Below are 26,604 nucleotides of genomic sequence, written 5' to 3'. Positions count from 1 at the left end.
TTATTATATTATACAAAAGAGAAAAGTGATATACAATTGATAAATAGTATAGCACTTATGGTTAAAAAACCTTATTTTTTAATAAAAACAAGGTTAATAGTATATACAAATGAAAAATGATGTGCTAAAATAAATTTAGTTAAAAAACGGCACACTATGTACTAGTAAATATAATCTTAGGAGGATGAAAGATGAGTAAAAATGTTGAAGAATTAAAGTCAATTGCTAAAACTATTCGTAAGGATATAGTTTCAATGCTTACAGAATCATGTTCAGGACATCCAGGTGGATCATTATCTGCAGCTGATATCCTAACTACATTATATTTTGGAGAGATGAATATTAATCCAGAAAACCCTAAGGATGAAAACAGAGATAGATTTGTACTATCAAAGGGACATGCAGCGCCAGTTTTATATAGCGTATTAGCTAGAAAGGGATATTTCCCAGTAGAAGAATTAAATACATTAAGAAAGATTAACACAAGATTGCAAGGACATCCTAGTATGAAGTGTTTACCAGGAGTAGATATGTCTACAGGTTCATTAGGCCAAGGTATATCTTCAGCTGTAGGTATGGCTTTAGCTGGTAAAGTAGATAAGAAAGATTATAGAGTTTATACACTTTTAGGTGATGGTGAGCTTGAAGAAGGTCAAGTTTGGGAAGCAGCTATGTCTGCAGCTCATTATAAACTTGATAATTTAACAGCTTTTGTAGACTTTAATGGACTTCAAATAGATGGAGATATAACTAAGGTTATGAATCCTTCACCAATAGATAAGAAATTTGAAGCTTTTGGATGGAATGTACTAGTAATAGATGGACACAATATAGATGAAATTTTAGATGCAATAGAAAAAGCAAAGAACTTCAAAGGAAAGCCAACAGTTGTTGTTTGTAATACTGTAAAAGGTAAAGGGGTTTCATTCATGGAAAATCAAGCTTCATGGCATGGAACAGCACCTAGCAAGGAGCAATGTGAACAAGCGTTAGCAGAAATTGGAGGGGATAAATAATGAGTAAGAAGATTGCAACAAGAGAAGCTTATGGAAAGGCATTAGCCGCTTTAGCTGATGTAAATAAAGATATAGTAGTTTTAGATGCTGACCTTTCAAAGTCAACAAAAACTGCAGATTTTAAAGCTGTTTGTGAAGAAAGATTCTTTAATATGGGTATTGCAGAAGGTAATATGATGGGAGTTGCGGCTGGTTTATCAACTTGTGGTAAGATACCATATGTAAGTACTTTTGCTATGTTTGCAGCAGGAAGAGCTTTCGAGCAAATAAGAAACTCAATTTGTTATCCTAAATTAAATGTTAAGGTATGTGCAACTCATGCTGGATTAACAGTAGGAGAAGATGGTGCTTCACACCAAGCAATAGAAGATTTATCATTAATGAGAAGCATTCCTAATATGACAGTAATATGTCCAGCTGATGCAGTTGAAACTGAAGCTGCTATTAAAGCTATAGCTGAATATAATGGACCTTGTTATGTAAGATTAGGTAGAGCAGCAGTTAATGTAATAAATGATGCAAATACTTATAAGTTTGAAATAGGAAAAGGTGTAACTTTATCAGAAGGAAATGATGTAACAATTGTTGCAACAGGAATAATGGTAGACGTTGCATTAGAGGCTAAGGAAGAATTAAAGAAAGAAGGCATTAATGCAAGAGTAATTAATATACATACATTAAAGCCAATTGATAAAGATATATTAGTTAAAGCAGCAAAGGAAACAGGAGCTTTAGTAACTGTTGAAGAGCATAATGTTATTGGTGGATTAGGATCTGCTGTAGCTGAAGTTTTAACTGAAGAAGTTCCAGTACCTGTATTAAAGGTTGGAGTTCAAGACGTATTTGGAGAAAGTGGATTACCAAATCAATTACTAGAAAAGTATGGATTAACAGCTTCAAATGTAGTTGAAAAGGCAAAAAAAGCAATTTCTCTAAAGAAATAAATTAGTTTACTATATAAATTTAAATAAATCACTAAAAAATAGCTATATTTACCATTAAGGGGTTGTCTAAGACAACCCCTTAATTATTTAAATAGCAATAAAATGCAAATAAAATCGCAAAGATAAATTGACGGCTCATAAGACAAGGCATAATGTGTTAAAGACTCCTGCACAATTTAATACAAATAAAAGTGATTACAATTAGTTAAAAAAATAATATAATGTTTACAGATAGGATATGTATAGCATCAAATTATAAAGGGATAGAAAATCACAACTGAGGGAAAATAATAAGGATTCTCTAGGAAAGGAGATTTATATGAAAGAAAGTTTAAAAGATTATTTATTTATATTTGTCGGTGTTTTTTTAGTGGCATTATCACTTGAGTATTTTTTCATACCTAACAATATAGCAGCAGGGGGATTAACAGGTTTAGCCATTGTAATTAATCACTATATACCAGCAATTTCTACTGGCCCTTTGGTTTTTATAATGGATTTATTCTTATTTGTAATAGGGTTTATTTTTCTTGGTAAAAATTTTGGAGTTAAAACAATTGTATCGAGTTTTAGCTTAGCAGGAATGATGACTTTTATTGAGAGTTTTTTAGAACCAAAGGCGATAACTAATGATTTAATGTTAGCTGCTATATTTGGTACTTTAATTACAGCAATAGGTATGGCTATAGTATTTAATGCAAATGCATCTACAGGTGGAACTGATACCATAGCAAAAATATTAAATAAATTTTTTCATATAGATATAGGAAAGTCTTTATTAGCAGTTGATTTTATAGTAACCTTATTAGGGGCAATTACTTTTGGTATAAATATAGGATTATATGGATTACTTTCAGTAATAATTAATGGAATTGCCATTGATAAAGTTATAGAGGGCTTCCATGTTTGTAAGGAAGTAACTATAATAAGTAAGAAAAGTGATGAAATAGGAAAATTTATAATGGAAGAATTGGAGAGAGGATGTACTTTTTTAAAGGGTGTTGGAGGATTCACTGGAAAAGATACTTTCGTACTATATGCGGTTTTAGGTAGAAGTGAATTTATAAAACTTAAACAACATATTAGTAAAGTTGATCCAAATGCATTTATTACAGTTGGAGAAGTACATGAAGTAATGGGAGAGGGATTTAAAAATATACAATAATCTTTTGATGAGACAATTTAAGTATAAGGAGATTAATACACATATGCAAAAATTAAAAGAATATTTTTTAGCTACTGTAGGTGTAGCAATAGTTGCTTTTGGGTTAGAATATTTTTTCTTCCCATTAGATATAGCAGCAGGTGGAGTATCAGGATTAGCTTTAGCAATTAATCAATTAGTTAATATTAATCCGAGTATATTAGTTTTTATATTTAATATTTTACTATTTGCACTAGCCTTCTTCTTAATAGGAGGATCTTTTGGAGCAAAGAGTATTTATGCTACAGTAATGATGTCCGTAATAATGTGGATTTTTGAAAACTTTTTTAATCCAAGAGCTATAACTGATAACATGGTATTAGCATGTATATTTGGGTCAGCAGTATTAGCTTTTGGAACAGCAATAACATTTTATCAGGATGCTTCTACTGGTGGAACTAGTATAGTTGCAAAAATTATTAATAAATATTTTCACTTACCAATAGGTCAAGGATTATTATTAGCAGATTGTACGGTAACTTTATTAGCTATTTATTCCTTTGGTGTTGAAAAAGGACTTTTCGGACTTTTAAGTGCTATATTAATTGGGAATTTAGTAGATAAATTTATTGCAGGTATAAATCCTGTTAAACAGGTTTTTATAATTACTAATAAAGAAAAGCTAGTTGTAGACTTTATCAATAATGATATTGATAGGGGATGTACTATTTTAACTGGTAAAGGTGGATATACAAAGGAGAATATGACAGTTATTTATACAGTGCTATCTTCTAAACAGTTTATTACATTAAAGCAGTTTATAAAGCATAATAATCCAGAAGCATTTTTAACTGTAAGTGAATCAACTGAAGCCTTAGGTGAAGGTTTTAAAAATTATTAAGATTTAAATAAGATTTACTAAATTACTGAAAAATATAGATTATATTTGGAATAAAAGTAGAAAAAAAGTTTTTCCTTAAGCTTTGTTATGCTATAATAACGCTATAGGTTTAATAGCTTTAAAAATACGCTTATGTGTGAGGTGTTAGAGGATGATAGAATTTAAAAACGTATCTAAGCTATATGATAATAATGTTAAAGCTTTATCTGAAGTAAATATTTCTATAGAATCTGGGGAGTTTGTATTCTTAGTTGGACCTTCTGGTGCAGGGAAATCAACTTTTATAAAAATGTTAATTAAGGAGACTGAACCTACAGTTGGGGAAATTGTAGTTGCAGGTAAAAAGTTAAATACTGTAACAAGAAAGCAAATACCTTACTATAGAAGAAAGATAGGTATGGTTTTCCAAGATTTTAGGCTTATTCCTACTTTAAACGTTTATGAAAATGTTGCTTTTGCTATGAGAGTTGTAGAGGCTCAGCCTAAGGAGATTAGGAAGAGAGTTCCTATGGTATTATCTCTAGTTGGACTTTCACATAAGTATAAAATGTTCCCAAATGAATTATCAGGTGGAGAACAGCAAAGAGTTGCTTTAGCTAGGGCTATTGTGAACAACCCATCAGTATTAATTTGTGATGAGCCAACAGGTAACTTAGACCCTGAAACTGCTAATGAAATAATGGAGCTTTTAGAGGACATTAATAGAGCAGGAACTACTATATTAATGGCTACACATGCTAAAGACATAGTTAATAACATGAAAAAGAGAGTTATTGCTATTGAAAAGGGATCTATAGCAAGAGATACAGCAAGGGGGATGTACGAAGATGAAAATTAATACATTAAAGTACTTTTTTGTAGATGCATTTAAGAGTCTTAAAAGAAATAGAACCTTAAGTATAGCAGCTATGATAACTGTACTAATAACATTCTTTATATTTGGTACATTTATGCTTATTGGTCTTAACTTTAATAAGGCTATAGAAGATGTGGCATCTAAAGTAGAAGTTAAAGTTAATTTAGATGACGATATTAAATTAATAGATCAAAGGGAAATACAACTAAAGTTAGAAGAACAATCAGGAGTTAAGGAAGTTGTTTATGAATCAAAAGAAGAAGCTTTCTTAAACTTTAAGGAAAGTTTAAAGGATAATCCAGGATTATTACAAGGTTTTGATTTACAAAATAACCCACTTCCAAGTTCATTTATAGTTAGATTAGAAGATCCTATATATGCAGAAGAAATAGGGAAAGTTGTTGAAGGAATGTCAGGCGTTGAAGATATATCTAAACAACAACAAGATATGATTGATACTATAAGTTCGTTTATAGATGGTGTCAGAATAGCAGGAGTAGTTTTATTTGTAGTATTTATAGGAGTATCAATATTCTTAATAACTAATACTACTAAGATTACTGTATATTCAAGAAGAAGAGAAGTTGGAATTATGAAGTTTGTTGGAGCTACAGATTGGTTTATAAGATGGCCGTTTATAATAGAAGGTATGATTATAGGATTTGTAGGATCATTACTAGCAAGCTTGCTATTATATTTCCTATATAAGAGTATTTTTGGTTACATAGTGTCTACTATGTTCTTAGTATCACTAGTTCCACCAAGTTTTGTTTTAGGTGTTTTAACTTGGGGATTCTTAGCTGGTGGTACAGCAATAGGAGCCTTAGGAAGTATAGTTGCTTTAAGAAAGTTCTTAGATGTATAAAGTTATTAATAAAAAGAGAAAATAGATTATATACTTTAAGTGGAGAAATTTCTCCACTTAAAATATTATTAAGAGGAATTTACTTATAGTTAATGGATTATATGAAAGGAGGTAGTTGAGATGGAAAATAATAATAAAGTAACAGGAAAGAATGTGCTAAAAAAGCGCCTTAGCATAGTAATAATCGTAGGTGTATTCATATTATCTAACATTGTTTTCTTTTATTTAGGAAGTGCATTTACTATCGGAAGTATAGGATTAAGAAACGTAAGTGAAGCAGTTGCTAAGGATGTAAGTGAAATTAAGGATGTTAAAAAATATGATTTATTGTTTGAAGTAAGGGAGAATTTGCTTTTAAGATATAATGGAGAAATTGATGATAATGCTCTCTTGGAAGCAGCTATAAAAGGAATGACAGATTCATTAAATGATCCATACACTCTGTTTATGAACGATAAGGAATACTCATCTTTTGTTGAACAAATTTCAGGACATTTTGTTGGTATTGGAATTCAGGTTGGTATTAAAGATGAGAAAGTTACTGTTATTGCCCCTATAGAGGGTTCTCCAGCTGAAAGGGTTGGCTTGAAATCTGGAGATGTAATCTTAAAGGTAAATGGAGAAGAAATGGCAGAGCCTAAACTCGAAAATACAGTTTCTAAGATAAAAGGAGAAGCTGGGACATCTGTTGATTTAACTATATCAAGAGGTGAAGAGGTTTTAGATGTTACAATTCCTCGTGAAGAGATAAAGACAACTATTGTAAAGGGCGAAATCCTTGAAGATAATGTAGGATATATAAGATTATCATCCTTTGATGAAGATAGTGCTAAACAAGTTAAAGAGAAAATTCTTCAACTTAAGGGTGAAGGAATGAAGGGTTTAATTTTAGATTTAAGAGGAAACCCAGGTGGTTCTTTATCAGAAGCTATTGGCATTGCATCGGAGTTTGTACCTAAGGGCAAGGTTGTAACTTATACAATAGATAAGTATGATAAAAAGCAAGAGTATAAGTCAGTAGGTGGTGATGCTCAAGGATTACCACTTGTAGTATTAATTGATGGAGGTAGTGCTTCAGCATCTGAAGTTCTTACAGGAGCTTTAAGAGATTATGAGCTTGCAACAATAATTGGAACTAAGAGTTTTGGTAAGGGTGTTGTACAACAATTAATCAACTTAAAAGATGATAAAGGTGGATTAAAAGTTACAACTTCTAAGTATTATACTCCTAATGGAGAAAATATACACAAGATAGGTATTACACCAGATATAGAAGTAACTATTCCAGAAGAAACCTTAAATAAAGAATATGATAAGAGTTTAGATACTCAATTAATAAAGAGTATAGAAGTTATTAAGGAAAAGTTAAAGTAGGAGGCTCATAGATGGACTTAATACTATACACATTAAGAACTGTAGCATATGCAATAGTAGAGCCAATGCATGTAATTATGTTAATAGTTTTAGGTGTAATGTTTTATTTAAAAAACAAAAGAATAGCAATAATTCAAAAAATGACTATTGGGGAGAATATTAACTCCCCTTTAGAGTTAACATTATCACAGATATTTTTAGGGATTATGGGCGGCATTATAATTAGCCTAATGTTAAGTACTTTAGGAATAGTATTTAATGAAAATTCAGGAATAGTAATAATGTTTATGATTTCTATTTTACTTCTTTTTGTTAAGAAAAGATTTATTTGCTTTTCTTATTCAGGAGCTGCTCTTGGTGCCATAGGAATTATTTCAGGCATAGTAGCAGGGGCAACTAATACTGAATCACTTATAAATGTTAATATACTTTCACTTATGACATTTGTTGGATTAATGCATGTGGTAGAAGGTATTCTTGTTATGATAGATGGAGGTAGAGGTGCTATACCTGTATTTTCAAATAAGAATAATAAGATAATAGGTGGTTTTGCCTATAGTAGATATTGGGCTTTACCAGTAGCAATTTTTATTGCAATGTCTAGCAATGTATCTAGTGCTATGACATCTTCTATTTCAACACCTGATTGGTGGCCTTTAATAAATAGAGCTGATACATTACTAATGTTAAGCACTGCAGTGATTGCAAGTATACCCTTGTATGGAGTTGTAAGCTATAATTCTGTATCTTTTACTAAGGGGAAAAATAAAAAGCCATTATACTCTGGTATTGGAATCTTAATTTATGGTGTTTTATTAACTGCAATAGCACAAGTTGCTCAGTTTGGAATAATTGGACAAATTGTCGTAGTTATATTTGCACCTTTAGGTCATGAGCTGATGATTAAAATACAGAATAAAAGCGAAAATAGTGGCGAGTACTTATATGTAACTGATGATGAAGGAGTATCTGTACTTGAAGTTGCTCCAAATTCACCAGCATTCCTATCAGGAATAAGAAGAGGCGACAAGATTATTGAAGTCAATAAAAGTAAAGCTATGTCAGAGGTTGAAATATTTACGGCTGTTAGAGAAAGTTTTCACGAAATTACTTTTAAAATAAAGAAAATTTCCGGGGAAATAGTCGATTTAAGAGTTAAGCCAATAGATAAAAAAGTAGGAATGCTTGTAGTTCCTAGAATGGTTGATGTAAAAAGTGCTTTAAGTGTAGAAAATGATGACTTTAAAAAGGTCTTAGAGGAAATGAAAAGAAAAAGATAGTATATAAGTTGTAATGATTTTTTTACATTTTATTAAGTTAAATTTAGTTTGAAGAATATTTAAGATATTTAGTGCAGAAGGGGAACTTACTTTCTGTACTTTTTTTTACCAATTTGATATAATTTTCATCATAAGTTATAGGTTTAGGAAAAAGGTGTAGAATAAAAATATAGGTAGAGAAGGAGGGATACGATGCCTGAATTTAAAATAGTATCAAAATTTAAACCAACAGGAGATCAACCACAGGCAATAGATAGTTTAGTAAACTCTATTGAAAATGGAGAGAGAGGTCAAACCCTTTTAGGAGTAACTGGATCAGGAAAAACTTATACCATGGCTAATATTATAGAAAGGGTTCAGAAGCCAACTTTAATATTGGCACATAATAAAACATTGGCAGCTCAGCTTTGTTCAGAATTTAAAGAGTTTTTCCCTAATAATATAGTTGAATACTTTGTTTCATATTATGATTACTATCAACCAGAAGCATATGTACCTCAAACTGATACTTTTATAGAAAAAGATGCAGCAATTAATGATGAAATAGATAAATTAAGGCACTCTGCTACATCAGCATTGCTTGAAAGAAGAGATGTAATAATTGTAGCGTCAGTATCTTGTATATATGGCCTAGGTAATCCAGAAGAGTATAAAAAACTTACTATTTCTTTAAGACCTGGAATGATAAAAGATAGAGATGAAATAATAAAGAAGTTAATAGAAATTCAATATGAAAGAAATGATATAGATTTCGCTAGAGGAAGCTTTAGAGTTAGAGGTGATTCTTTAGATATTATTCCAGCTTCATATTCTAACAAGGGAATTAGAGTAGAATTCTTTGGAGATGAAATAGAAAGAATAAGAGAATTTGATGTTTTAACAGGAAATATTCTAGGAGAAAGAACTCATGTGGCTATTTCGCCGGCTTCTCACTTTGCTACTTCTTATGAAGTTTTAGAAAAAGCTATAGGTCAAATTGAAGATGAGCTTGAAGATAGGCTTAAAGAGCTTAATAGTCAGGAAAAATTATTGGAGGCTCAAAGGTTAAGGCAAAGAACTAATTTTGATATAGAGATGATTAGAGAAATGGGATATTGTAGTGGTATAGAAAACTACTCAAGAATATTAGATGGAAGAGCACCAGGAACTCCACCACAAACGCTAATAGATTATTTCCCAGATGACTTCTTAATGTTTATAGATGAAAGTCACGTTACTCTGCCACAATGTAGGGCAATGTATGCTGGAGATAGATCAAGAAAAAATACTTTAGTAGATTATGGTTTTAGATTACCTTGTGCTTATGATAATAGGCCATTAAAGTTTTCTGAGTTTGAGGAGAAGATAAATCAAATTGTTTTTGTAAGTGCCACTCCAAGCCAATATGAATTAGATCATTCAACTAATATTGCAGAGCAAGTAATTAGACCAACAGGATTATTAGATCCTGTTATAGAAATTAGGCCAGTTAAAGGTCAAATTGATGATTTATATGGAGAAATTCAAAAGACTACTGCTAAGGGATTTAGAACATTAATTACTACATTAACTAAGAGGATGGCAGAAGACTTAACTAAGTATCTTAAAGACTTAGGGATAAAAACCACTTATATGCATTCAGATATAGATACCATTGAAAGAATGAAGACTATAAGAGATTTAAGACTTGGTGAATATGATGTATTAGTTGGTATTAACTTACTTAGAGAAGGATTAGATATACCAGAAGTTGCATTAGTTGCTATATTAGATGCAGATAAGGAAGGATTCTTACGTTCTGAAACTTCATTAATACAAACTATAGGTAGAGCAGCTAGAAATTCAGAAAGTAGAGTAATAATGTATGCAGATAATATTACTAAGTCTATGGATAAAGCTATTAAGGAAACTGAAAGAAGAAGAGAAATTCAGATTAAGTATAACGAAGATAATGGAATAACACCACAAACAATAATTAAAGAAGTAAGAGAAGTAATTGAGGCTACTAAGGTTGCAGAGGAAATAAGTGAATATACTGCAAAATCACCTGATTCTAAGATATCAGCAAAAGATAAGAAGAAATTAATTAAGAAATATACTGATGAAATGATGGATGCAGCTAAGAACTTACAGTTTGAAAGAGCAGCAGAACTTCGTGATATAATTAATGACCTTAAATCCTAGAGGATAGTGAAAAGTGAAGAATGAAAAATTGAGGAAAAAACTCCTTGGGAGTTAAAAAAGTAATTCATTTTAGTAATTTTGTAAGAATTACATCAATAATTCTTCATTTTTAATTTTTAATTCTTAATTATCAGTGAGGTGTTTATAATTGGAATTGTTAGAAAGTTGTAAGTTATGCCCAAGGAATTGTGGCGTAAGTAGATTAAAAGACAAAGTTGGATATTGTGGGGCTGGAAAGAGTATAAGGGTGGCAAGAGCTGCCCTTCATTATTGGGAAGAACCTTGTATATCAGGTAGTATTGGCTCTGGTACAGTATTTTTTTCTTACTGTACTTTAAAATGTGTTTTTTGTCAAAACTACAATATAAGTCAATGTTCCTATGGAAAAGAAATTACTATAGAGAGATTAGCAGAAATTTTCTTAGAATTACAAGAAAAAGGAGCTTTAAATATAAATTTAGTTACTCCTACCCATTATGTTCCTCAAATTATTGAAGCGTTAAAAATAGCAAAAGAAAAGGGATTAAAGTTACCTATAATTTATAATAGTAGTGGTTATGAAAAGGTGGAGACTATTAAACTGTTAAAAGGTTATATAGATGTTTACTTACCGGATATGAAGTATTTTGATACTAAGTATTCAATGAAATATTCTAAAGCAAGAGATTATTTCTTATATGCAAAAGAAGCTATTGATGAAATGGTAAATCAAGTTGGAGAAGTTAAATTTGATAATAATGGAATAATACAAAAGGGGGTAATAATAAGACATCTTATGTTACCAGGTTTGCTATTTGATTCAAAGAAAATAATAGACTATATTCATAGTACATATGGAAATAAAGTTTATATAAGTATAATGAATCAGTACACACCTCTTGAGCATGTTAAGATTTATCCAGAATTAAATAAACCATTAAATCAAAAACATTATGAAGCTCTTATAGACTATGCAGTAAGTATAGGGGTGGAAAATGGATTTATACAGGAAGAAGGAACGGATAAGGAAAGTTTTATTCCCTTATTTAATTTTGAAGGAGTTTAGGTTGCCAAGGCAGCCTAATTTTTTTATATTTAATTTAAACAAAAGTACTTTCTTATTCGTCTATAAGATATAGATAGTAAATTAGGCTTGTGATTGGGGGAGACGGGGTGTTTAAAAGACCTAGGGAAAAGATTTTTGAAGCGTACATTGGGGATAATAAGGAAAAATTATTTAAGATAGCCTATGTTTATTTAAAAAATAAAGATGATGCTATGGATGTAATACATGAAAGTATAGTGAAAGCATACAATAAGCTTGGTAATATAAAAGACTTAGATAATATTGATAGTTGGTTTATAAGACTTATGATAAATACCGCTATAGATTATATTAGAAAAAATTCTAGAACTGTATTGGTAGAAGATAAAGATATGGAAGTTTTAATTAATAAATCTAAAGTTCAAGGGGATGGTTTCAATTTATTAATTGAAAATTTAAATGAAGAACTTAGATTAATAATTATACTAAAGTATTTTCATGGTTACAAAATAAGAGAAATATCAGAAATATTAAATTTAAAGGAATCTCAAGTAAAAAATAAAATTCATAAAGCCTTAAAGTTACTAAGAAAAGAATTTCAGGAGGAATAGGTATGAAGGATATATTTGAAAAAGAAAAAATAGCTTATAAAGATATTGAGATTCCAGAAGACTTAGATTTCTTAGTTAGTAAGTCTATTCATGAAGGCAAGAAAAAAAATAATAAAATAGGATTAATAGTTAAAATAGTTGCAGCATCATTTATATCTGTTTTTCTTGTTTTAAATTTGATTCCTGAATTTTCAATAGTAGCTCAAAGCCTACCTATAATAGGGAAGTTAGCTGAACTTTTAACTATAGATAAGGGATTTAGTAATGCAGTAGAAGCAGATTTAGTTCAAAATATAAGATATGAAAATGAGATAAATGGAATTAGATTAAAGGTAAGCAATGTAGTTGGTGATTATAAAACTATATGGATAGAATATGAAATAGAAGAGGGATATAATGTAGAAGTAGATTTAATCAACATGAATGAGAAAGATAAAATAAGGGCATTTCATACTTACAGTACAGAAGCTTATGGTAAAAGTGGAAACTATATTCAATGCAATTTTGAAAAATTTGAGCAAGAATTTTTAATGATATTTAATATTTATAATAAGGATAAATCTGAAAATCTAGCAATTTTTAAGGTGCCAATAAAATTAGAAGAAAAATTTGAAAAAGGTAAAAATGATATTGCTATTAGTAATAATATAATTAAAACAGAAGTTGGAGATATTGAAATAAAAAGCATAAATTCTTCTAAGACAAGAACTAGCTTAAGCTTTACTTTAAATAGTGAAGAATATGATTTTGTTAAATTTGAAAATCCAGTATTAATGGATAGTAAAGGAAAGAAGTATAAAATTTCATCTTCATATTTAAATATAGATAGCTTTGGAAATGACAATATAGAATTCGAAGGAGAAGTTAAAGATAACAATATTATATTTAAATGTGATGGTATTTTTTATGATAAAAGATATGGTAAAAAATTAATAGTAGACTTAAATAATAAACTAGTTCAAGATAATGAATATAATACTACTTTTGAAAGTTATGAAAATAATATATTAAAATTAAAAACTGAAAATGTTGAAGATATAGAATTTGAAAGTGAATCAAAAGAATATAAGTTTAATGGGAAATCTGCTGATTTTAAGGAAGTTAGTCAAAACTTATATAAAATAAATGAAGTAATTACTAGTTTTGATATAGTTGATGAAGGTGATGGTATAATAGAAATAGATATAGACTTCATAGCGAAGGATAAAATTGCTGGATTTGAATTTAAAATTAATGAATAAAATTATTAAAGGGTGTAATAAGTCTAAGGAAGGTTTATTACACTCCTTTTTAGTAAATACTTTAATATATAATTGACAATAAATATAATAAAATTTAGAATAGAATAAAGAACGCTTGTTCGAAGAATAAGTAAGAGTAGAAGAGGTATTAGAAATGAAAGATAAAATTATAATAAAGGGTGCTAAGGTACATAATTTAAAAAATGTTTCTTTAGAAATACCTAGAGATAAGTTAGTAGTATTTACTGGACTATCTGGTTCAGGAAAGTCATCATTAGCATTTGATACCCTGTATGCAGAAGGGCAAAGAAGATATGTAGAGTCTCTTTCATCTTATGCAAGACAGTTTTTAGGTCAAATGGATAAGCCAGATGTAGAGTATATAGAAGGACTTTCACCAGCTATATCTATAGATCAAAAAACAACTAGTAAAAATCCACGTTCTACAGTAGGGACAGTTACTGAAATATATGATTACTTAAGATTATTATATGCAAAGGTAGGTAAGCCTTATTGTCCTAAATGCAAAATTCCAATAGAACAACAAACTGTGGATCAAATTGTGGATAGTGTTATGGCTCTTGGGGATAGAACTAAACTTCAAGTGTTAGCACCAGTAATTAGGGGTAAAAAGGGAACTCATGAAAAAGTTATTGATAGCATAAAAAGAAGTGGATTTGTAAGAGCAAGAATAGATGGTTCTATTTATGAATTAACTGAAGAAGAAGTTAAATTAGAGAAAAATATTAAGCATAATATAGAAGCTGTTGTGGATAGAATAGTAATTAAGGATGGTATTGAAGGAAGATTATCAGACTCAATTGAAACTGCTTTAAAGCTAGCAGATGGATTAGTAGTAATGAATATTATTGATGGTGAAGATATACTATATAGCGAAAAATTTGCTTGTCATCAGTGTGGAATGAGTATAGATGAACTTGCTCCAAGATTATTCTCCTTTAACTCACCATTTGGTAAGTGTGATAACTGTGATGGGTTAGGAACTCTAATGGAGATAGATGAGAACTTAGTTATTCCTAATAAGGATTTAAGTATATTAGAAGGTGCTATTGCTACTTGGGGTGAGGGAAGACTTAAGGACGATTCTTGGACTTTTGCTATATTAAAAGCATTAAGTGAAGAGTATGATATAGACTTAAGTAGACCTGTAAAAGAACTTAGTAGAAAGGCTTTAGATTTAATTTTATATGGTACTAATGGCAAAAAGCTAAATATTACTTATACAAAAGAAGGAGTTACTTCACAATATCATTATGCATATGATGGTGAAATTAATTCATTAAAAAGAAGATATAGAGAAACTAACTCTGATTATATAAAAAATGAAATTGAGCAATATATGAGCGATAATCCATGTCCAAAGTGTAAGGGAGCAAGACTTAAGAAAGAAGCTTTAGCGGTTAGAGTTGGTGATAAAAATATTAACGAATTTACTAAGTTATCTATAAAGGATGAGCTGGAATATATTTCATCAATAGAATTCTCTGAAAAAGATAAAATAATAAGTGATCAAATAATTAAAGAAATAAAAAGCAGACTACAATTCTTAATAGATGTAGGACTAGATTATTTAAACTTATCAAGAAACTCAGGTACACTATCAGGGGGAGAATCTCAAAGAATTAGACTTGCAACACAAATAGGATCAGCTCTTATGGGTGTATTATATATCTTAGATGAACCAAGTATAGGACTGCATCAAAGAGATAATGATAAGCTAATAGGTACTCTTAAAAATTTAAGAGATGTGGGAAATACAGTAATAGTTGTTGAACATGATGAAGATACTATGAGAGAGGCAGATTTTATAGTTGATATTGGACCTAGAGCTGGTGAACATGGTGGAGAAATAGTTGCAGCGGGAACTTTAGATGAAATTAAGAATGCTAAAGGATCAATAACAGGACAATATCTACTAGGAGAAAAGAAGATAGAGGTTCCTACTGAGAGAAGAAAAGGTAATGGAAACTTTATAAAGGTTAGAGGAGCAAAAGAAAACAATCTAAAGAATGTTAGTATTGATATTCCTTTAGGAACTTTAACAACTGTAACTGGAGTTTCAGGTTCAGGAAAAAGTACTTTAGTTAATGAAATATTATATAAGGGATTAAATAAACTTGTAAATAGAAGTAAAAATCCTGTTGGAGCTCATAAAGAAATTTTAGGGTATGAAAATATAGATAAGATAATAGATATAGATCAAAGTCCAATAGGAAGAACGCCAAGATCAAACCCAGCTACATACACAGGTGTATTTGATATTATAAGAGAATTATTTTCAACAACACAAGAAGCTAAAATGAGGGGATATAAACCTGGAAGATTTAGTTTTAATGTTAAGGGTGGAAGATGTGAAGCTTGCACAGGTGATGGAATAATTAAAATAGAAATGCAATTCTTATCAGATGTTTATGTACCTTGTGAAGTATGTAAGGGAAAGAGATACAATAGAGAAACCTTAGAAGTTAAGTATAAAGGAAAAACAATAGATGATATCCTAAATATGACTGTTGAAGAAGGATTGAAGTTTTTTGAAAATCTACCAAGAATAAAAAATAAGTTAGAAACACTATACGACGTGGGGCTAGGGTATATAAGACTAGGTCAGCCATCAACTCAACTATCAGGAGGAGAAGCTCAAAGAATAAAGCTTGCTTTTGAACTTTCAAAGAGAAGTACAGGAAAAACTTTATATATATTAGATGAGCCAACTACAGGACTTCATATTGACGATGTAAGTAGATTAGTAGAAATTCTAAAAAGATTAGTTGATGCAGGAAATACAGTAGTAGTAATTGAACATAACTTAGATATGATAAAATGTGCTGATTATATAATAGACTTAGGACCAGAAGGTGGGGATAAGGGAGGAACAATAGTTGCTACTGGAACACCTGAAGAGATAACGAAGGTTAAGAAATCTTATACAGGCCAATATCTTAAAAAGATGTTAAGATAAGGCTATTACTCTTGTTATTTTTGGCTATAAGTTTTAATATATAATGGTAATATAATAGTAATTTAGAGGTGGAATATGGGTTTTTCAGAACTAATGACATTTGTTTTTGGTGTAATTTTTATAATAATTTTGTATTTTATAATTTACTATGCACTAAAAATAATGTACAAGGATGTTAAGGGTGGCGGAAGAAGAAGAAGGCCATCTTCAGCAGTAAGAAATTTTGGAATAGAAGTGTTAAGTGCTGGAGATAACTCAAGCTTAGAAGAGGGATCAGTTTTATTATTAAATGATAGCTTAACAATAGGTAGAAAAGAAGGAAATACTATAAGATTAACTGATCAATATGTTTCGGGAAGCCATGCTAAAATTATAGTTAGAAATAATGAGATAGAAGTAGAAGATTTAAATAGTACTAATGGTGTCTTTGTCAATGATGGAAAAGTAAAGGGACGCTGTAAGATTAAAGCTAATGATAAGATAAGAATAGGAAGTGCAACTTTCAAGGTTATAAGAGCTGATAAAAAATAGAGGTGAGGATATGAATAAGACGTTAAAGTTAGAAAAAAGAGTTCTTAAATTAATTTATTTATTATGCTTACTTTTATTTACAAACCTAGGGTTATTACAAAAGCCCTTTGATACAAAGGCATTAATTATAGGAGTAGTTTTATGTATTATAATAGGATTTTCTCATTACCTTATTAGAAGGTTTTATCCAGAAGGAGATAAATTTCTGTTAATTTTTTCTAGTATTCTTGCAGTAGTAGGAATAGCTGTATTATATAGAATAGATCCTAGTTTTGCATTAAAGCAATTAGTTTGGGCAGTCCTTGGGATAGTAGCTTATATAACTATAGTTGTAGCCATGCCAGATTTAAAAAGCTTTGCTGGGTATAAGAAGATATATATGATATTAACCTTAGTGTTAATGCCTATGGGACTTATATTTGGATTAGTAACTGGAATAAGAACTAATGGAGCTATGAACTGGGTTTATTTAGGACCAATTAGCTTTCAACCATCTGAGTTTGGGAAAATAGCATTAGTTCTATATTTAGCATCTGCTTTAATTAAATATGAAAGTAAGAATGTTATTAAAGAAGATTTTAAGCAGCTTATTGAACCAGCATTAGTAGTGATGTTTTCACTAGTATGTATGGTTTTACAAACAGATCTTGGATCTACGTTAATTTTCTTCGGTATATCAGTAACTATGCTTTACATAGCAACATCTAAGAAGAAGTACGTATTTACTTGTTTAGGGCTTTCAGCAGTAGGAGCTTTAGGGGCTTATGGGGTATTTGGACACGTTCAGAGAAGAGTTATGATTTGGTTAGATCCATGGAAGTATGCCCATGATGAGGGATATCAAATTGTCCAAGGTCTTTATGCAATAGCTTCTGGAGGATTGCGTGGAGTTGGTCTTGGAAAAGGATATGCTCCTGATTTAATCTTTGCAAGTGAAAGTGATTTTATCTTTGCAGTAATATGTGAAGATTTTGGAATGATATTTGCAGTTGGTTTAATGATAATATACTTCTTATTATTTTATAGAGGTATTAGAAATGCTTTTGTTACTAATGATGCATTCAGCCAATTAGTAGCAGTTGGATTTAGTACCATGATAGCCTGTCAAACCTTAGTTATTATAGGTGGTATTTTCACTGTAATACCTTTAACAGGTATAACACTACCTCTTATTAGTTATGGTGGTAGTTCTATGTTAACTATGTTCTTTGCATTAGGCATATTACAAAAAATTTCTGAGGCCTAATAGGTGTTAGATATTATAATAAGGAGGAGCTATGAAAGAATTATCTAAGAGTGTAAGAAACGTTATGGTTATATTTCTATTTTGTTTTATAGCCCTAATATCATATATAGCATATTTCCAAGTCTTTAAAGGCCCTGATATAGCAAATGATACAGGTAACAAAAGACTTTGGGCAAAGAGAAATGAAGTCTTAAGAGGAACTATTTATTCAAGAGATGGAGAAGCATTAACTAATAGTGTTAGGATAGATAAAGATAACCAAAGTAGAGAATATACTTATGGTGATTTATATGTTCATTCATTAGGATATATAGATGAAAGATTTGGACTAACTGGCTTGGAAGAAGAGTTTGATTCTGAGCTTTCAACATATAATAGTTTCGGTAATGGAATAAGAAGCTTCTTAAGTGATTTTGATATAAAGAAAGCCTTTGAAAATAGGGACGAAGAAAAAGTTGGAAATGGCATTGTAACGACTTTAGATCATGATATCCAAAAGGCTGCTTATGATGCTATGGGAGACTTAAAAGGAGCTGTAGTAGCTTTAAATCCTAAGACAGGAGAAATCCTAGCTATGGTTTCTAAACCTACTTATGATCCTGCTAATTTAGAGCAAGCAATAGAAGATGCTAATACAGGAGTAGATAAAGAGTTTAAGCTTTTAAATAGGGCTGTTGATGGTATGTACCCACCTGGATCTGTATTTAAAACTGTAACATTAGCAGCAGCATTAGAAAATGACCCTAGTATAGCAAATAGAACTTTTAGTGACACAGGTAAAATTACATTCCCTGATGGTAGAGAATTAAATAACTATATGATGCAAGCTCATGGAGATCTTAGTTTACAAATGGCATATAGAGTTTCTAGTAATGTAGTTTTTGGAACATTAGCTATGGAAATGGGAAATGAAAAGCTAAAAGAAGTATCTGAAAGATTCGGATTTAATGCAAGAATTAATGGAACAGGTGTCACTATACCAGCAAGTAAATTCCCTGCATTAAAGCCTGAAGAAATAGGTAATATTGCTCAAAGTGGTATAGGTCAAGGTAGTGTATTAAGTACACCAATTCAGATGGCTATAGTAGCATCAACTGTTGCAAATGATGGAGTCTTAATGCAACCTAAATTAGTTAATAAAATTGTAGATAAGGATGGAAATACTATAAAAGAATATCCAAATAAAGCTTTAAAGTCAGATGTAATATCTAAGGATATTGCAGGTACTGTTAAAGAATATATGGGATATTTAGTATCTAACAATATATATAGATGGCCAGCCTTTGAAGGTACAAATGCTGGAGGGAAAACTGGTACAGCTGATTACATGTTAGAAGATGGATCAGAAGGAATACCTCATGGATGGTTTATATCTGTAGCACCAGTAGATGATCCACAAATTGCAGTTGCTGTAATAGTTGAAGAAGGTGAAAATGGAGCTGGTTCAGCAGCAGATATAGCCTCAAAGGTAGTTAGGATGGCAATATTAGGCTATTAGGAATGGGAAAATTAAAGAATGAAAAAATGAAGAAATTATAATGAAAAATTTATAATGAATAATGAAAAATTAAGGATGTGATTTTTTAATAATCACTGAAAAGATAGTTTTTATTAAGAGGCTGCAAAAAGGCAGCCTTTTAATATTTAATCTAAAAGTTGTCAAGGACGGCTTTTTTCCGCCATTTTTTCATTTTTCTTTTGTGGTGCGAAAGTAATTTTTATTACATGTCTAGGCTAGGTGGAACAAATCAATTAACTCTAAGCATATATTAAGATATGACAAATTTTCAATACGAAAGGACAAAAGGAGACATTATTTATGTTTAGGGTTAAGGGTTTAGAAGTTGAAGGTTGCTACTTAATTACACCGACAGTATCTATGGAGAGCACTTGCGATTTAATTAAAATTTTTAGTGAAAGTCAGTTTAATATATATGGATTAAGTACAGAATTTAAAGAGGAGTATTACGCAATAGCAAAATCAGGGACTGTGAGAGGGATGCATTTTCAATTGCCACCAGAGGGACATGATAAGTTAATTACATGTATAGTTGGGGAAATTGAAGATGTAGTAATTGATTTAAGAAAAGAATCAAAAACCTTTGGAAAGTTTACTAAGGTAAATCTTAATGAAGAAAATAAAAATTTAATATATGTTCCATCAGGTTGTGCCCACGGATATTACATTAAGGGAAACAAGGAGGCACTAATTTATTATAAAGTTACTAAGCCTTTTATAAGAAGCTTAAGGGGAGGAGTTCATTGGAATTCCTTAGATATACCTTGGAGTTTTGATTATAATAAGGTTTTAGTTGAGCATGAAGATACAACTTGGCCCAAATTTGAAGATTTTACTTCACCTTTTTAATTAAGAGAGATTATGCTGTCGCACAAATGCTAATGCGACAGCTCTTATGAGATAATGAGAAAATAATAATTATATATTTTAGAGTTACTTTTCTATTGTATTATTTATTAGTAGTGATAAAATTAATCTTGCAAAATGATTATTTGGAGGAGTAATTTAAATGTTTGATTTTGAATACCATTTAAAGAACCTACCAGAAAAACCAGGGGTTTACATAATGAAAAATAGCCTTGGTGAAGTAATTTATGTAGGTAAGGCAAAAGTTTTAAAAAATAGAGTAAAAAGTTACTTTCAAAATTCAAAAAATCACTCTGAAAAAGTAAAAGTAATGGTAAAGAATATTTCTGAATTTGAGTATATAGTTACTGATTCTGAGATGGAAGCTTTAATTTTAGAATGTAACTTAATTAAAAAATATAGTCCTAGATATAATATTGCATTAAAGGATGATAAGTTTTATCCATTTATAAAAATAACTAACAATGATGATTTCCCTAGGGTCTTTGTAACTAGGAAATATGCAAAGGATGGAGCTAAATACTTTGGACCATATACAAATGGGACAGCAGTATATGAGACTATAACTTTAATTAATAAGATATTTCCATTAAGAACTTGCAAATTATTAATTAATGAAAATAGTACTCCAGTTAGACCTTGCTTAAATTATCATATAAAAAAATGTGATGCTCCTTGTGCAGGTTATATTACAAAAGAAGAGTACGGCAAAATGATAAGTGATGTCATGGATATACTTAATGGAAAAGATAAGACAATAGTAAATTCGCTAAAAAAGGAAATGGAAGATGCCTCAAAAGAATTAGAATTTGAAAAGGCAGCTAAATTTAGAGATAAAATCCTTGCAATTGAAGCTATAGTTGAAAAGCAAAAGATATTTAAGACTATGGAAGGTGATGAGGACTTCATAAATATTTATGAAGATGAAAAGGATAGTTGTATTCAAGTATTCTTCTCTAGAGATGGTAAGGTAATTGGTAGAGAGCATTTTATCTGTGAGAATACTGCTGGTGATGAAGTAGGAGAGGTATTAGAAGACTTTATTACGAGCTTTTATGGTGGTACAGCAAAGGTGCCTAAAACAATTTATTTACCTTATATAAATGATACTGAACTTATTGAGGAGTTTTTAACTATAAAAAGAGGGGCTAAGGCTTGGGTTAAGATACCTCAAAAAGGACAAAAGAAAGATATGCTTGAGATGGTTAAGAAAAATGCTAAAATTACTCTTGAGCAATTTAAAGATAAGTATTTAAAAGAAAAAGAAATAAATAGGGTTTCTCTACAAGAGCTTCAAGATATGCTAGATTTAGATGAACCACCTTTTAGAATAGAATCATATGATATATCTAATATTCAGGGAGTTGATTCAGTTGGTACTATGGTAGTTTTTGAAGAAGGAAGAGCTAAAAATAGTGATTATAGAAGGTTTAAGATAAAGTCTGTTAAAGGTGCTAATGATTATGATAGTATGAGGGAAATTCTAGAAAGAAGATTTAAACATGGACTTGAAGAAATAAAGAAGATTCAAGAGAAGCAACTGAATTTTTCAAGCGGTAAATTCTCTAGTTTCCCAGATCTTATTATGATGGATGGGGGTAAGGGACAGGTAAATGTAGCTTTAGAAGTTTTAGATAGTCTAAATATAAGCATTCCTGTTTGTGGTTTAGTTAAAGATGATAAACACCAAACTAGAGGGATAATTTATAATAATAATGAGTTAATTATAAATAGAAGTTCGAATTTAATGCAAATGATTAGAAGAATACAAGATGAGGTTCATAGATTTGCAATTACATATCATAGAACCTTAAGAGATAAAAGAACACTACATTCTATATTAGAGGATATTCCTAATGTTGGAGAAAGACGAAGAAGAAATCTTTTAATGAAGTTTGGAAGTGTTGAAAATATAAAGAATGCAACCTACGAAGAGCTATTGGAAACTCCAAGTATAGACAGGAAAGCAGCTAATAGTATAATAAGTTACTTTAAGACAGAGGAAAAAAAGTAACAAAGTGCTTATAAATTAATTATAATATACAAATATGGCTTTAATGGGTTGTTAATTAATAAATTTTAATTTATACTATGTAAGTATTACTGGTTATTTATAAGGAGTTAGGTATGAATCAATATAAGAAATTTGAAGGCTTATTTAAAGAGTTTTATAAAAGCGAAAATGTTATTGTAGATGCAGAAATGAAAAATTATGTTCATTTCAGAGTTGGTGGCCCTGCTGATATTCTATTAATTCCTGAAAATAAAGATCAAGTTGTAAAGACTATAGAAATATGTAAGAACAACAACATACCTTACTTTGTAGTAGGAAATGGGTCAAACCTTTTAGTAAGAGATGGCGGAATTAAAGGTGTAGTAATAAAATTTAATGAAGTAAAAAACATTACAGTTCAAGGTGAAGTAATTGAAGCTGAATGTGGAGCTATGCTGAAAGATGTATCTAATGAAGCTTTAAATAATTCTTTGACAGGTTTTGAATTTGCGTGTGGTATACCTGGAACTATAGGTGGAGCTGTATTTATGAATGCTGGAGCCTATGATGGAGAAATTGCTCATGTAATAGAGAGTGCTGAAGTTATAGATAACAATGGTGAAATTAAGGTTTTATCAAAGGATGAATTAGAGCTAGGTTATAGATCTTCAGTAGTAATGAAGAAGAACTACATTGTTTTATCAGCTAGGTTTAAATTAAAACATGGCGAAGTTAGAAAGATAAAAGAAATTGTTGAAGATCTAACTAATAAAAGAGAATCAAAACAACCTCTAGAATATCCTTCAGCAGGAAGTACTTTTAAAAGACCAGTAGGTTATTATGCTGGTAAATTAATTCAAGATGCTGGGTTAAAAGGATATGGAATAGGTGGAGCGGCTGTTTCAGAAAAGCATTCAGGCTTTGTAATTAATAAAAGCAATGCAACAGCTAAAGATATACTAGATTTAATAGCACATATTCAAAATGAAGTTAGAGAAAAATTTGATGTTGAGCTTCATCCAGAAGTTAGAATAATTGGTGAAGATAAAAAATAAATTATAAATACTCTATATTTAAGTAAGAGAAGTTACTTAAATATAGAGTATTTTTATTTTATATATGAAACCTATGATTATTTATATTAATAGCATAAGGAAATAAATTATTACTTAATATTTAGGAGATTGATATCTGATATTTAAGAGTTAAATGTATAATTGATATCTTGGTGTTAAATTTAATTTATAAGGACAAAGTTAGATTTACTTTAATTATTCTGGCATAAGATATGAATAGATGAAATTAAAATATAAAAAATGTTGACACTCATTAAGTGGTATAATATACTATATTTAAAGTTAATAATAAATGTTTTAGGGGGATATATGAGAAAATTTTATGTTAAAGAAAGATTAATAGCTTTCGGAGCCAAGTTTGATATTTATGATGAAAATGACAACAAGGTTTTTATTGCTGAAGGGGATAAGTTTGATATAGGTAAAAATGTAAGCGTATATGATTCAAATAATAGGAAAATATTATACCTAAAACAAAAATTTAGAATAGGAGCTCATAAATATATTGCATATGATGAAAACATGCATGAAATAGCTGTTATAGATAAAAGTATTATGATTCCTGAATATAATATATCAGGAATATATGGAGATATGGTAATGGAAAGTACTAGTGTTTTGGGAAGACATTATGAGATTAAAATTGCTGGAACAGTAGTAGGAAGAATAGATAAAGAATTTACTTTTGGAAGAGACAGATACTTTCTAGAAGTATTAGATGAAAATTATACAACATTTTTTATTGGATTGCTTATTATGATTGATATGGTAAGATTTCATAACAACAATTAATAATAAAATTAGGAGGATTTTATAAAATGGCACATGAAGTAGATTACGAAATTAAAGGGAATGAAATGCAGTTTGTGGAGATTGAATTAGATCCAAGGGAAACTGTGGTAGCAGAATCAGGGGCAATGATGATGATGGATAATTATATAACCATGGATGCTATCTTTGGAGATGGTAGTGAAAAATCTCAAAGTGGAGGTTTCTTTGGTAAACTTGGAAGTGCTGCCAAAAGAGTAATCACTGGTGAAAGCCTATTTATGACTGCTTTCACCAATACTGGAATGACAAAACAAAAAGTTGCCTTTGCAGCGCCTTACCCAGGCAAAATATTACCTATGGATTTAAGAAATTATGGTGGAAGATTAATTTGTCAAAAAGATTCTTTTTTATGTTGTGCCAAAGGAGTTAGTATTGGAATAGCCTTTACTAAAAAGCTAGGTACAGGATTCTTTGGTGGAGAAGGATTTATACTACAAAAGCTTGAGGGTGATGGATTAGCATTTATTCATGCAGGTGGAACTATAGTAAAGAGAACTCTAATGCCAGGAGAAACATTAAAAATAGATACAGGTTGTCTAGTTGCAATGACTCAAAATGTTAACTATGATATACAATTTGTAGGTGGAATAAAAAATGCAGTTTTTGGTGGAGAAGGTTTATTCTTTGCAACATTAACTGGACCTGGAGAAGTTTGGATTCAAAGTTTACCTTTTAGTAAACTTGCATCTAGAGTATATGCATCAGCACCTCAAAATATGGGGAAATCAGTTGACCAGGGAAGTGTACTAGGCTCCTTTGGAAATATATTTGAAAGGTAGAATAGAAGAAATAAAGACAATATATGGCTACGAAAGTCTGTTAGAAATATATTCAAAATATAGGGGTGGAAACTTTTCTCTAATTTATATATAATTGAAAGAAAAGTATATTACAATAAATAACAAAAGGGGGAGGGAGCTGCGCTCAATTAACAGTGAATAATGAACAATTAACAATTGTTAATTGCAAATCGCGTAGCGAAGTAGGATGGAGTATAAAGTTAGAGAAGAAGTTAAAAAACTTAGTAAGTATGTGGCAGGAAAGCCAATATCAGAAGTGAAGAGGGAGTATGGAATAGATAGAGTTGTAAAGCTTGCATCTAATGAGAATCCATTGGGAACCTCAGAGAAGGTTAAGAAGCTTATAGTAGAATTAGTTAGTGAAATGAATATGTATCCAGATGCATCTTCATATGATTTTAAGGAAGCATTAAGTAAGAAGCTTAATGTAACAAGGGATATGATTTTCTGTGGGGCAGGATCGGATTCTTTAATTAATGTAATATGTGAAGTTTTTTTAGATAAAGGCGACGAAAGCATAATGGCTGAAATCACCTTTCCTAGATATGAAAGCAATACAATACTGATGGGAGCAACACCAGTAAAAATCCCTCTAAAAAATAATGGATTAGATATAGAAGCTATGGTTTCAGCTATTACAGATAATACTAAAGTTATTTGGTTCTGTAATCCCAACAATCCTACAGGCGGTATATTCACTAAAACAGAATTTGATAAGGTAATTGGAAGAATCCCTAAAAATGTAATTATAGTTATGGATGAAGCATATGGTGAGTATGTAACTTCAAAGGATTTTCCGAACTCTTTAGAATTATTAAAGGAGTATCCTAATATGATAATATTAAAGACATTATCAAAGGCTTATGGATTAGCTTCTTTAAGATTTGGATATGGAATAGCTAAAGAGGAAATAGTTGATTATTTAAATAGGGTCATAAATTCTTTTGATGTCAACTTATTTGCTCAAAGAGCAGCTTTAGTAGCTATTGAAGATGATGATTTTATAATTAATGTTAAAGAGTATAATGCTAGGGAAAGAGAAGTATTATATAAGTCATTTAAGGAAATGGGACTTGAATATATACATTCAGAGGCAAATTTCATTATGGTAAATGTAAATGGAGATGATAAGCCAATACATGAATATTTATTAAGAAGTGGTTATATAATAAGACCAGGATACTTATTAGATATGCCAGGATGGATAAGGGTAAGCCTTGGAACTAAAGAACAAAATATAGAGTTTTGTGATTTATTAAAAAAGGCTATTGAAAATAGGGATAAATAATATAGTGGAGGAAAGTTAAGGCTTTTCTCCTTTTTAAATATTTAAATTTATTAA

General features: G+C 30.2%; 22 protein-coding genes. All 22 read left to right on the top strand.

What is annotated here, in order from left to right; all coding sequences use genetic code 11:
* The first annotated feature begins 191 nt into the window (after window positions 1-191).
* The 22 genes from E5347_RS13100 to hisC all read left to right on the top strand — a co-directional run bounded on the left by E5347_RS13100 (window position 192) and on the right by hisC (window position 26,550).
* A complete protein-coding gene (locus tag E5347_RS13100) occupies window positions 192-1,016 on the top strand; it encodes a transketolase (protein ID WP_136007680.1) in 825 nt (274 codons plus the stop codon).
* Complete coding sequence (locus E5347_RS13095) at window positions 1,016-1,960, top strand: transketolase family protein (RefSeq protein ID WP_136007679.1); 945 nt, start codon at window positions 1,016-1,018, stop codon at window positions 1,958-1,960. Before E5347_RS13100 ends, E5347_RS13095 begins: the two co-directional genes overlap by 1 nt.
* 319 nt (window positions 1,961-2,279) lie before the next feature.
* Window positions 2,280-3,125 carry a YitT family protein gene (locus E5347_RS13090; RefSeq protein ID WP_136007678.1) on the top strand — a complete coding sequence of 282 codons (846 nt, stop codon included), beginning with the start codon at window positions 2,280-2,282 and terminating at the stop codon, window positions 3,123-3,125.
* A 43-nt stretch (window positions 3,126-3,168) separates the two neighbouring features.
* Window positions 3,169-4,005: a YitT family protein gene (locus tag E5347_RS13085; protein WP_136007677.1), complete on the top strand. Its 837-nt coding sequence runs from the start codon at window positions 3,169-3,171 to the stop codon at window positions 4,003-4,005.
* A gap of 151 nt (window positions 4,006-4,156) precedes the next feature.
* Window positions 4,157-4,843, top strand: coding sequence for a cell division ATP-binding protein FtsE (gene ftsE / locus E5347_RS13080; RefSeq protein WP_136007676.1), 687 nt, complete (start codon window positions 4,157-4,159; stop codon window positions 4,841-4,843).
* Window positions 4,833-5,726 carry a permease-like cell division protein FtsX gene (gene ftsX / locus E5347_RS13075; RefSeq protein ID WP_136007675.1) on the top strand — a complete coding sequence of 298 codons (894 nt, stop codon included), beginning with the start codon at window positions 4,833-4,835 and terminating at the stop codon, window positions 5,724-5,726. The genes ftsE and ftsX overlap by 11 nt, the downstream gene beginning before the upstream one ends.
* A 120-nt stretch (window positions 5,727-5,846) precedes the next feature.
* Window positions 5,847-7,100, top strand: coding sequence for a S41 family peptidase (locus E5347_RS13070; protein WP_136007674.1), 1,254 nt, complete (start codon window positions 5,847-5,849; stop codon window positions 7,098-7,100).
* A gap of 11 nt (window positions 7,101-7,111) precedes the next feature.
* Entirely contained in the window at window positions 7,112-8,380 is a 1,269-nt protein-coding gene (locus E5347_RS13065) for a PDZ domain-containing protein (protein ID WP_136007673.1), read from the top strand.
* Between the two features lie 192 nt (window positions 8,381-8,572).
* Entirely contained in the window at window positions 8,573-10,543 is a 1,971-nt protein-coding gene (gene uvrB / locus E5347_RS13060) for an excinuclease ABC subunit UvrB (RefSeq protein ID WP_136007672.1), read from the top strand.
* Between the two features lie 148 nt (window positions 10,544-10,691).
* Window positions 10,692-11,588 carry a radical SAM protein gene (locus tag E5347_RS13055; RefSeq protein ID WP_136007671.1) on the top strand — a complete coding sequence of 299 codons (897 nt, stop codon included), beginning with the start codon at window positions 10,692-10,694 and terminating at the stop codon, window positions 11,586-11,588.
* Between the two features lie 107 nt (window positions 11,589-11,695).
* Window positions 11,696-12,178 carry an RNA polymerase sigma factor gene (locus tag E5347_RS13050; protein ID WP_243109782.1) on the top strand — a complete coding sequence of 161 codons (483 nt, stop codon included), beginning with the start codon at window positions 11,696-11,698 and terminating at the stop codon, window positions 12,176-12,178.
* A 2-nt stretch (window positions 12,179-12,180) separates the two neighbouring features.
* The gene (locus E5347_RS13045; RefSeq protein WP_136007669.1) at window positions 12,181-13,419 is read left to right on the top strand and encodes a DUF4179 domain-containing protein; all 1,239 of its coding nucleotides are present in this window, start codon (window positions 12,181-12,183) and stop codon (window positions 13,417-13,419) included.
* A 154-nt stretch (window positions 13,420-13,573) separates the two neighbouring features.
* Window positions 13,574-16,399: an excinuclease ABC subunit UvrA gene (gene uvrA, locus E5347_RS13040; RefSeq protein ID WP_136007668.1), complete on the top strand. Its 2,826-nt coding sequence runs from the start codon at window positions 13,574-13,576 to the stop codon at window positions 16,397-16,399.
* A 75-nt stretch (window positions 16,400-16,474) separates the two neighbouring features.
* Window positions 16,475-16,930 (top strand): FHA domain-containing protein, encoded by a 456-nt coding sequence (locus E5347_RS13035; RefSeq protein ID WP_136007667.1) that lies wholly within the window; start codon window positions 16,475-16,477, stop codon window positions 16,928-16,930.
* A 10-nt stretch (window positions 16,931-16,940) separates the two neighbouring features.
* Window positions 16,941-18,176: an FtsW/RodA/SpoVE family cell cycle protein gene (locus E5347_RS13030; RefSeq protein WP_136007666.1), complete on the top strand. Its 1,236-nt coding sequence runs from the start codon at window positions 16,941-16,943 to the stop codon at window positions 18,174-18,176.
* A 31-nt stretch (window positions 18,177-18,207) separates the two neighbouring features.
* Window positions 18,208-19,674, top strand: a complete 1,467-nt coding sequence (locus E5347_RS13025) for a peptidoglycan D,D-transpeptidase FtsI family protein (protein ID WP_136007665.1) — start codon at window positions 18,208-18,210, stop codon at window positions 19,672-19,674.
* A gap of 321 nt (window positions 19,675-19,995) precedes the next feature.
* Window positions 19,996-20,544, top strand: coding sequence for a dTDP-4-dehydrorhamnose 3,5-epimerase family protein (locus E5347_RS13020; protein ID WP_136007664.1), 549 nt, complete (start codon window positions 19,996-19,998; stop codon window positions 20,542-20,544).
* A gap of 160 nt (window positions 20,545-20,704) precedes the next feature.
* Entirely contained in the window at window positions 20,705-22,576 is a 1,872-nt protein-coding gene (gene uvrC, locus E5347_RS13015; protein WP_136007663.1) for an excinuclease ABC subunit UvrC, read from the top strand.
* A 113-nt stretch (window positions 22,577-22,689) separates the two neighbouring features.
* Window positions 22,690-23,610, top strand: coding sequence for a UDP-N-acetylmuramate dehydrogenase (murB, locus tag E5347_RS13010; protein ID WP_136007662.1), 921 nt, complete (start codon window positions 22,690-22,692; stop codon window positions 23,608-23,610).
* Between the two features lie 330 nt (window positions 23,611-23,940).
* Window positions 23,941-24,423: an LURP-one-related/scramblase family protein gene (locus E5347_RS13005; RefSeq protein WP_136007661.1), complete on the top strand. Its 483-nt coding sequence runs from the start codon at window positions 23,941-23,943 to the stop codon at window positions 24,421-24,423.
* A gap of 26 nt (window positions 24,424-24,449) precedes the next feature.
* Entirely contained in the window at window positions 24,450-25,241 is a 792-nt protein-coding gene (locus E5347_RS13000) for a TIGR00266 family protein (protein ID WP_136007660.1), read from the top strand.
* A 208-nt stretch (window positions 25,242-25,449) separates the two neighbouring features.
* Window positions 25,450-26,550, top strand: a complete 1,101-nt coding sequence (hisC, locus tag E5347_RS12995; RefSeq protein ID WP_136007659.1) for a histidinol-phosphate transaminase — start codon at window positions 25,450-25,452, stop codon at window positions 26,548-26,550.
* The last annotated feature ends 54 nt before the right edge of the window (window positions 26,551-26,604 follow it).

The sequence above is a fragment of the Clostridium sartagoforme genome, assembly GCF_004794105.1.
GTDB classification, from domain to species: Bacteria; Bacillota; Clostridia; order Clostridiales; family Clostridiaceae; genus Clostridium; species Clostridium sartagoforme_B.
Note: the sequence above shows the minus strand (reverse complement) of the source record. Positions and strands in the feature narration are given on the sequence as shown.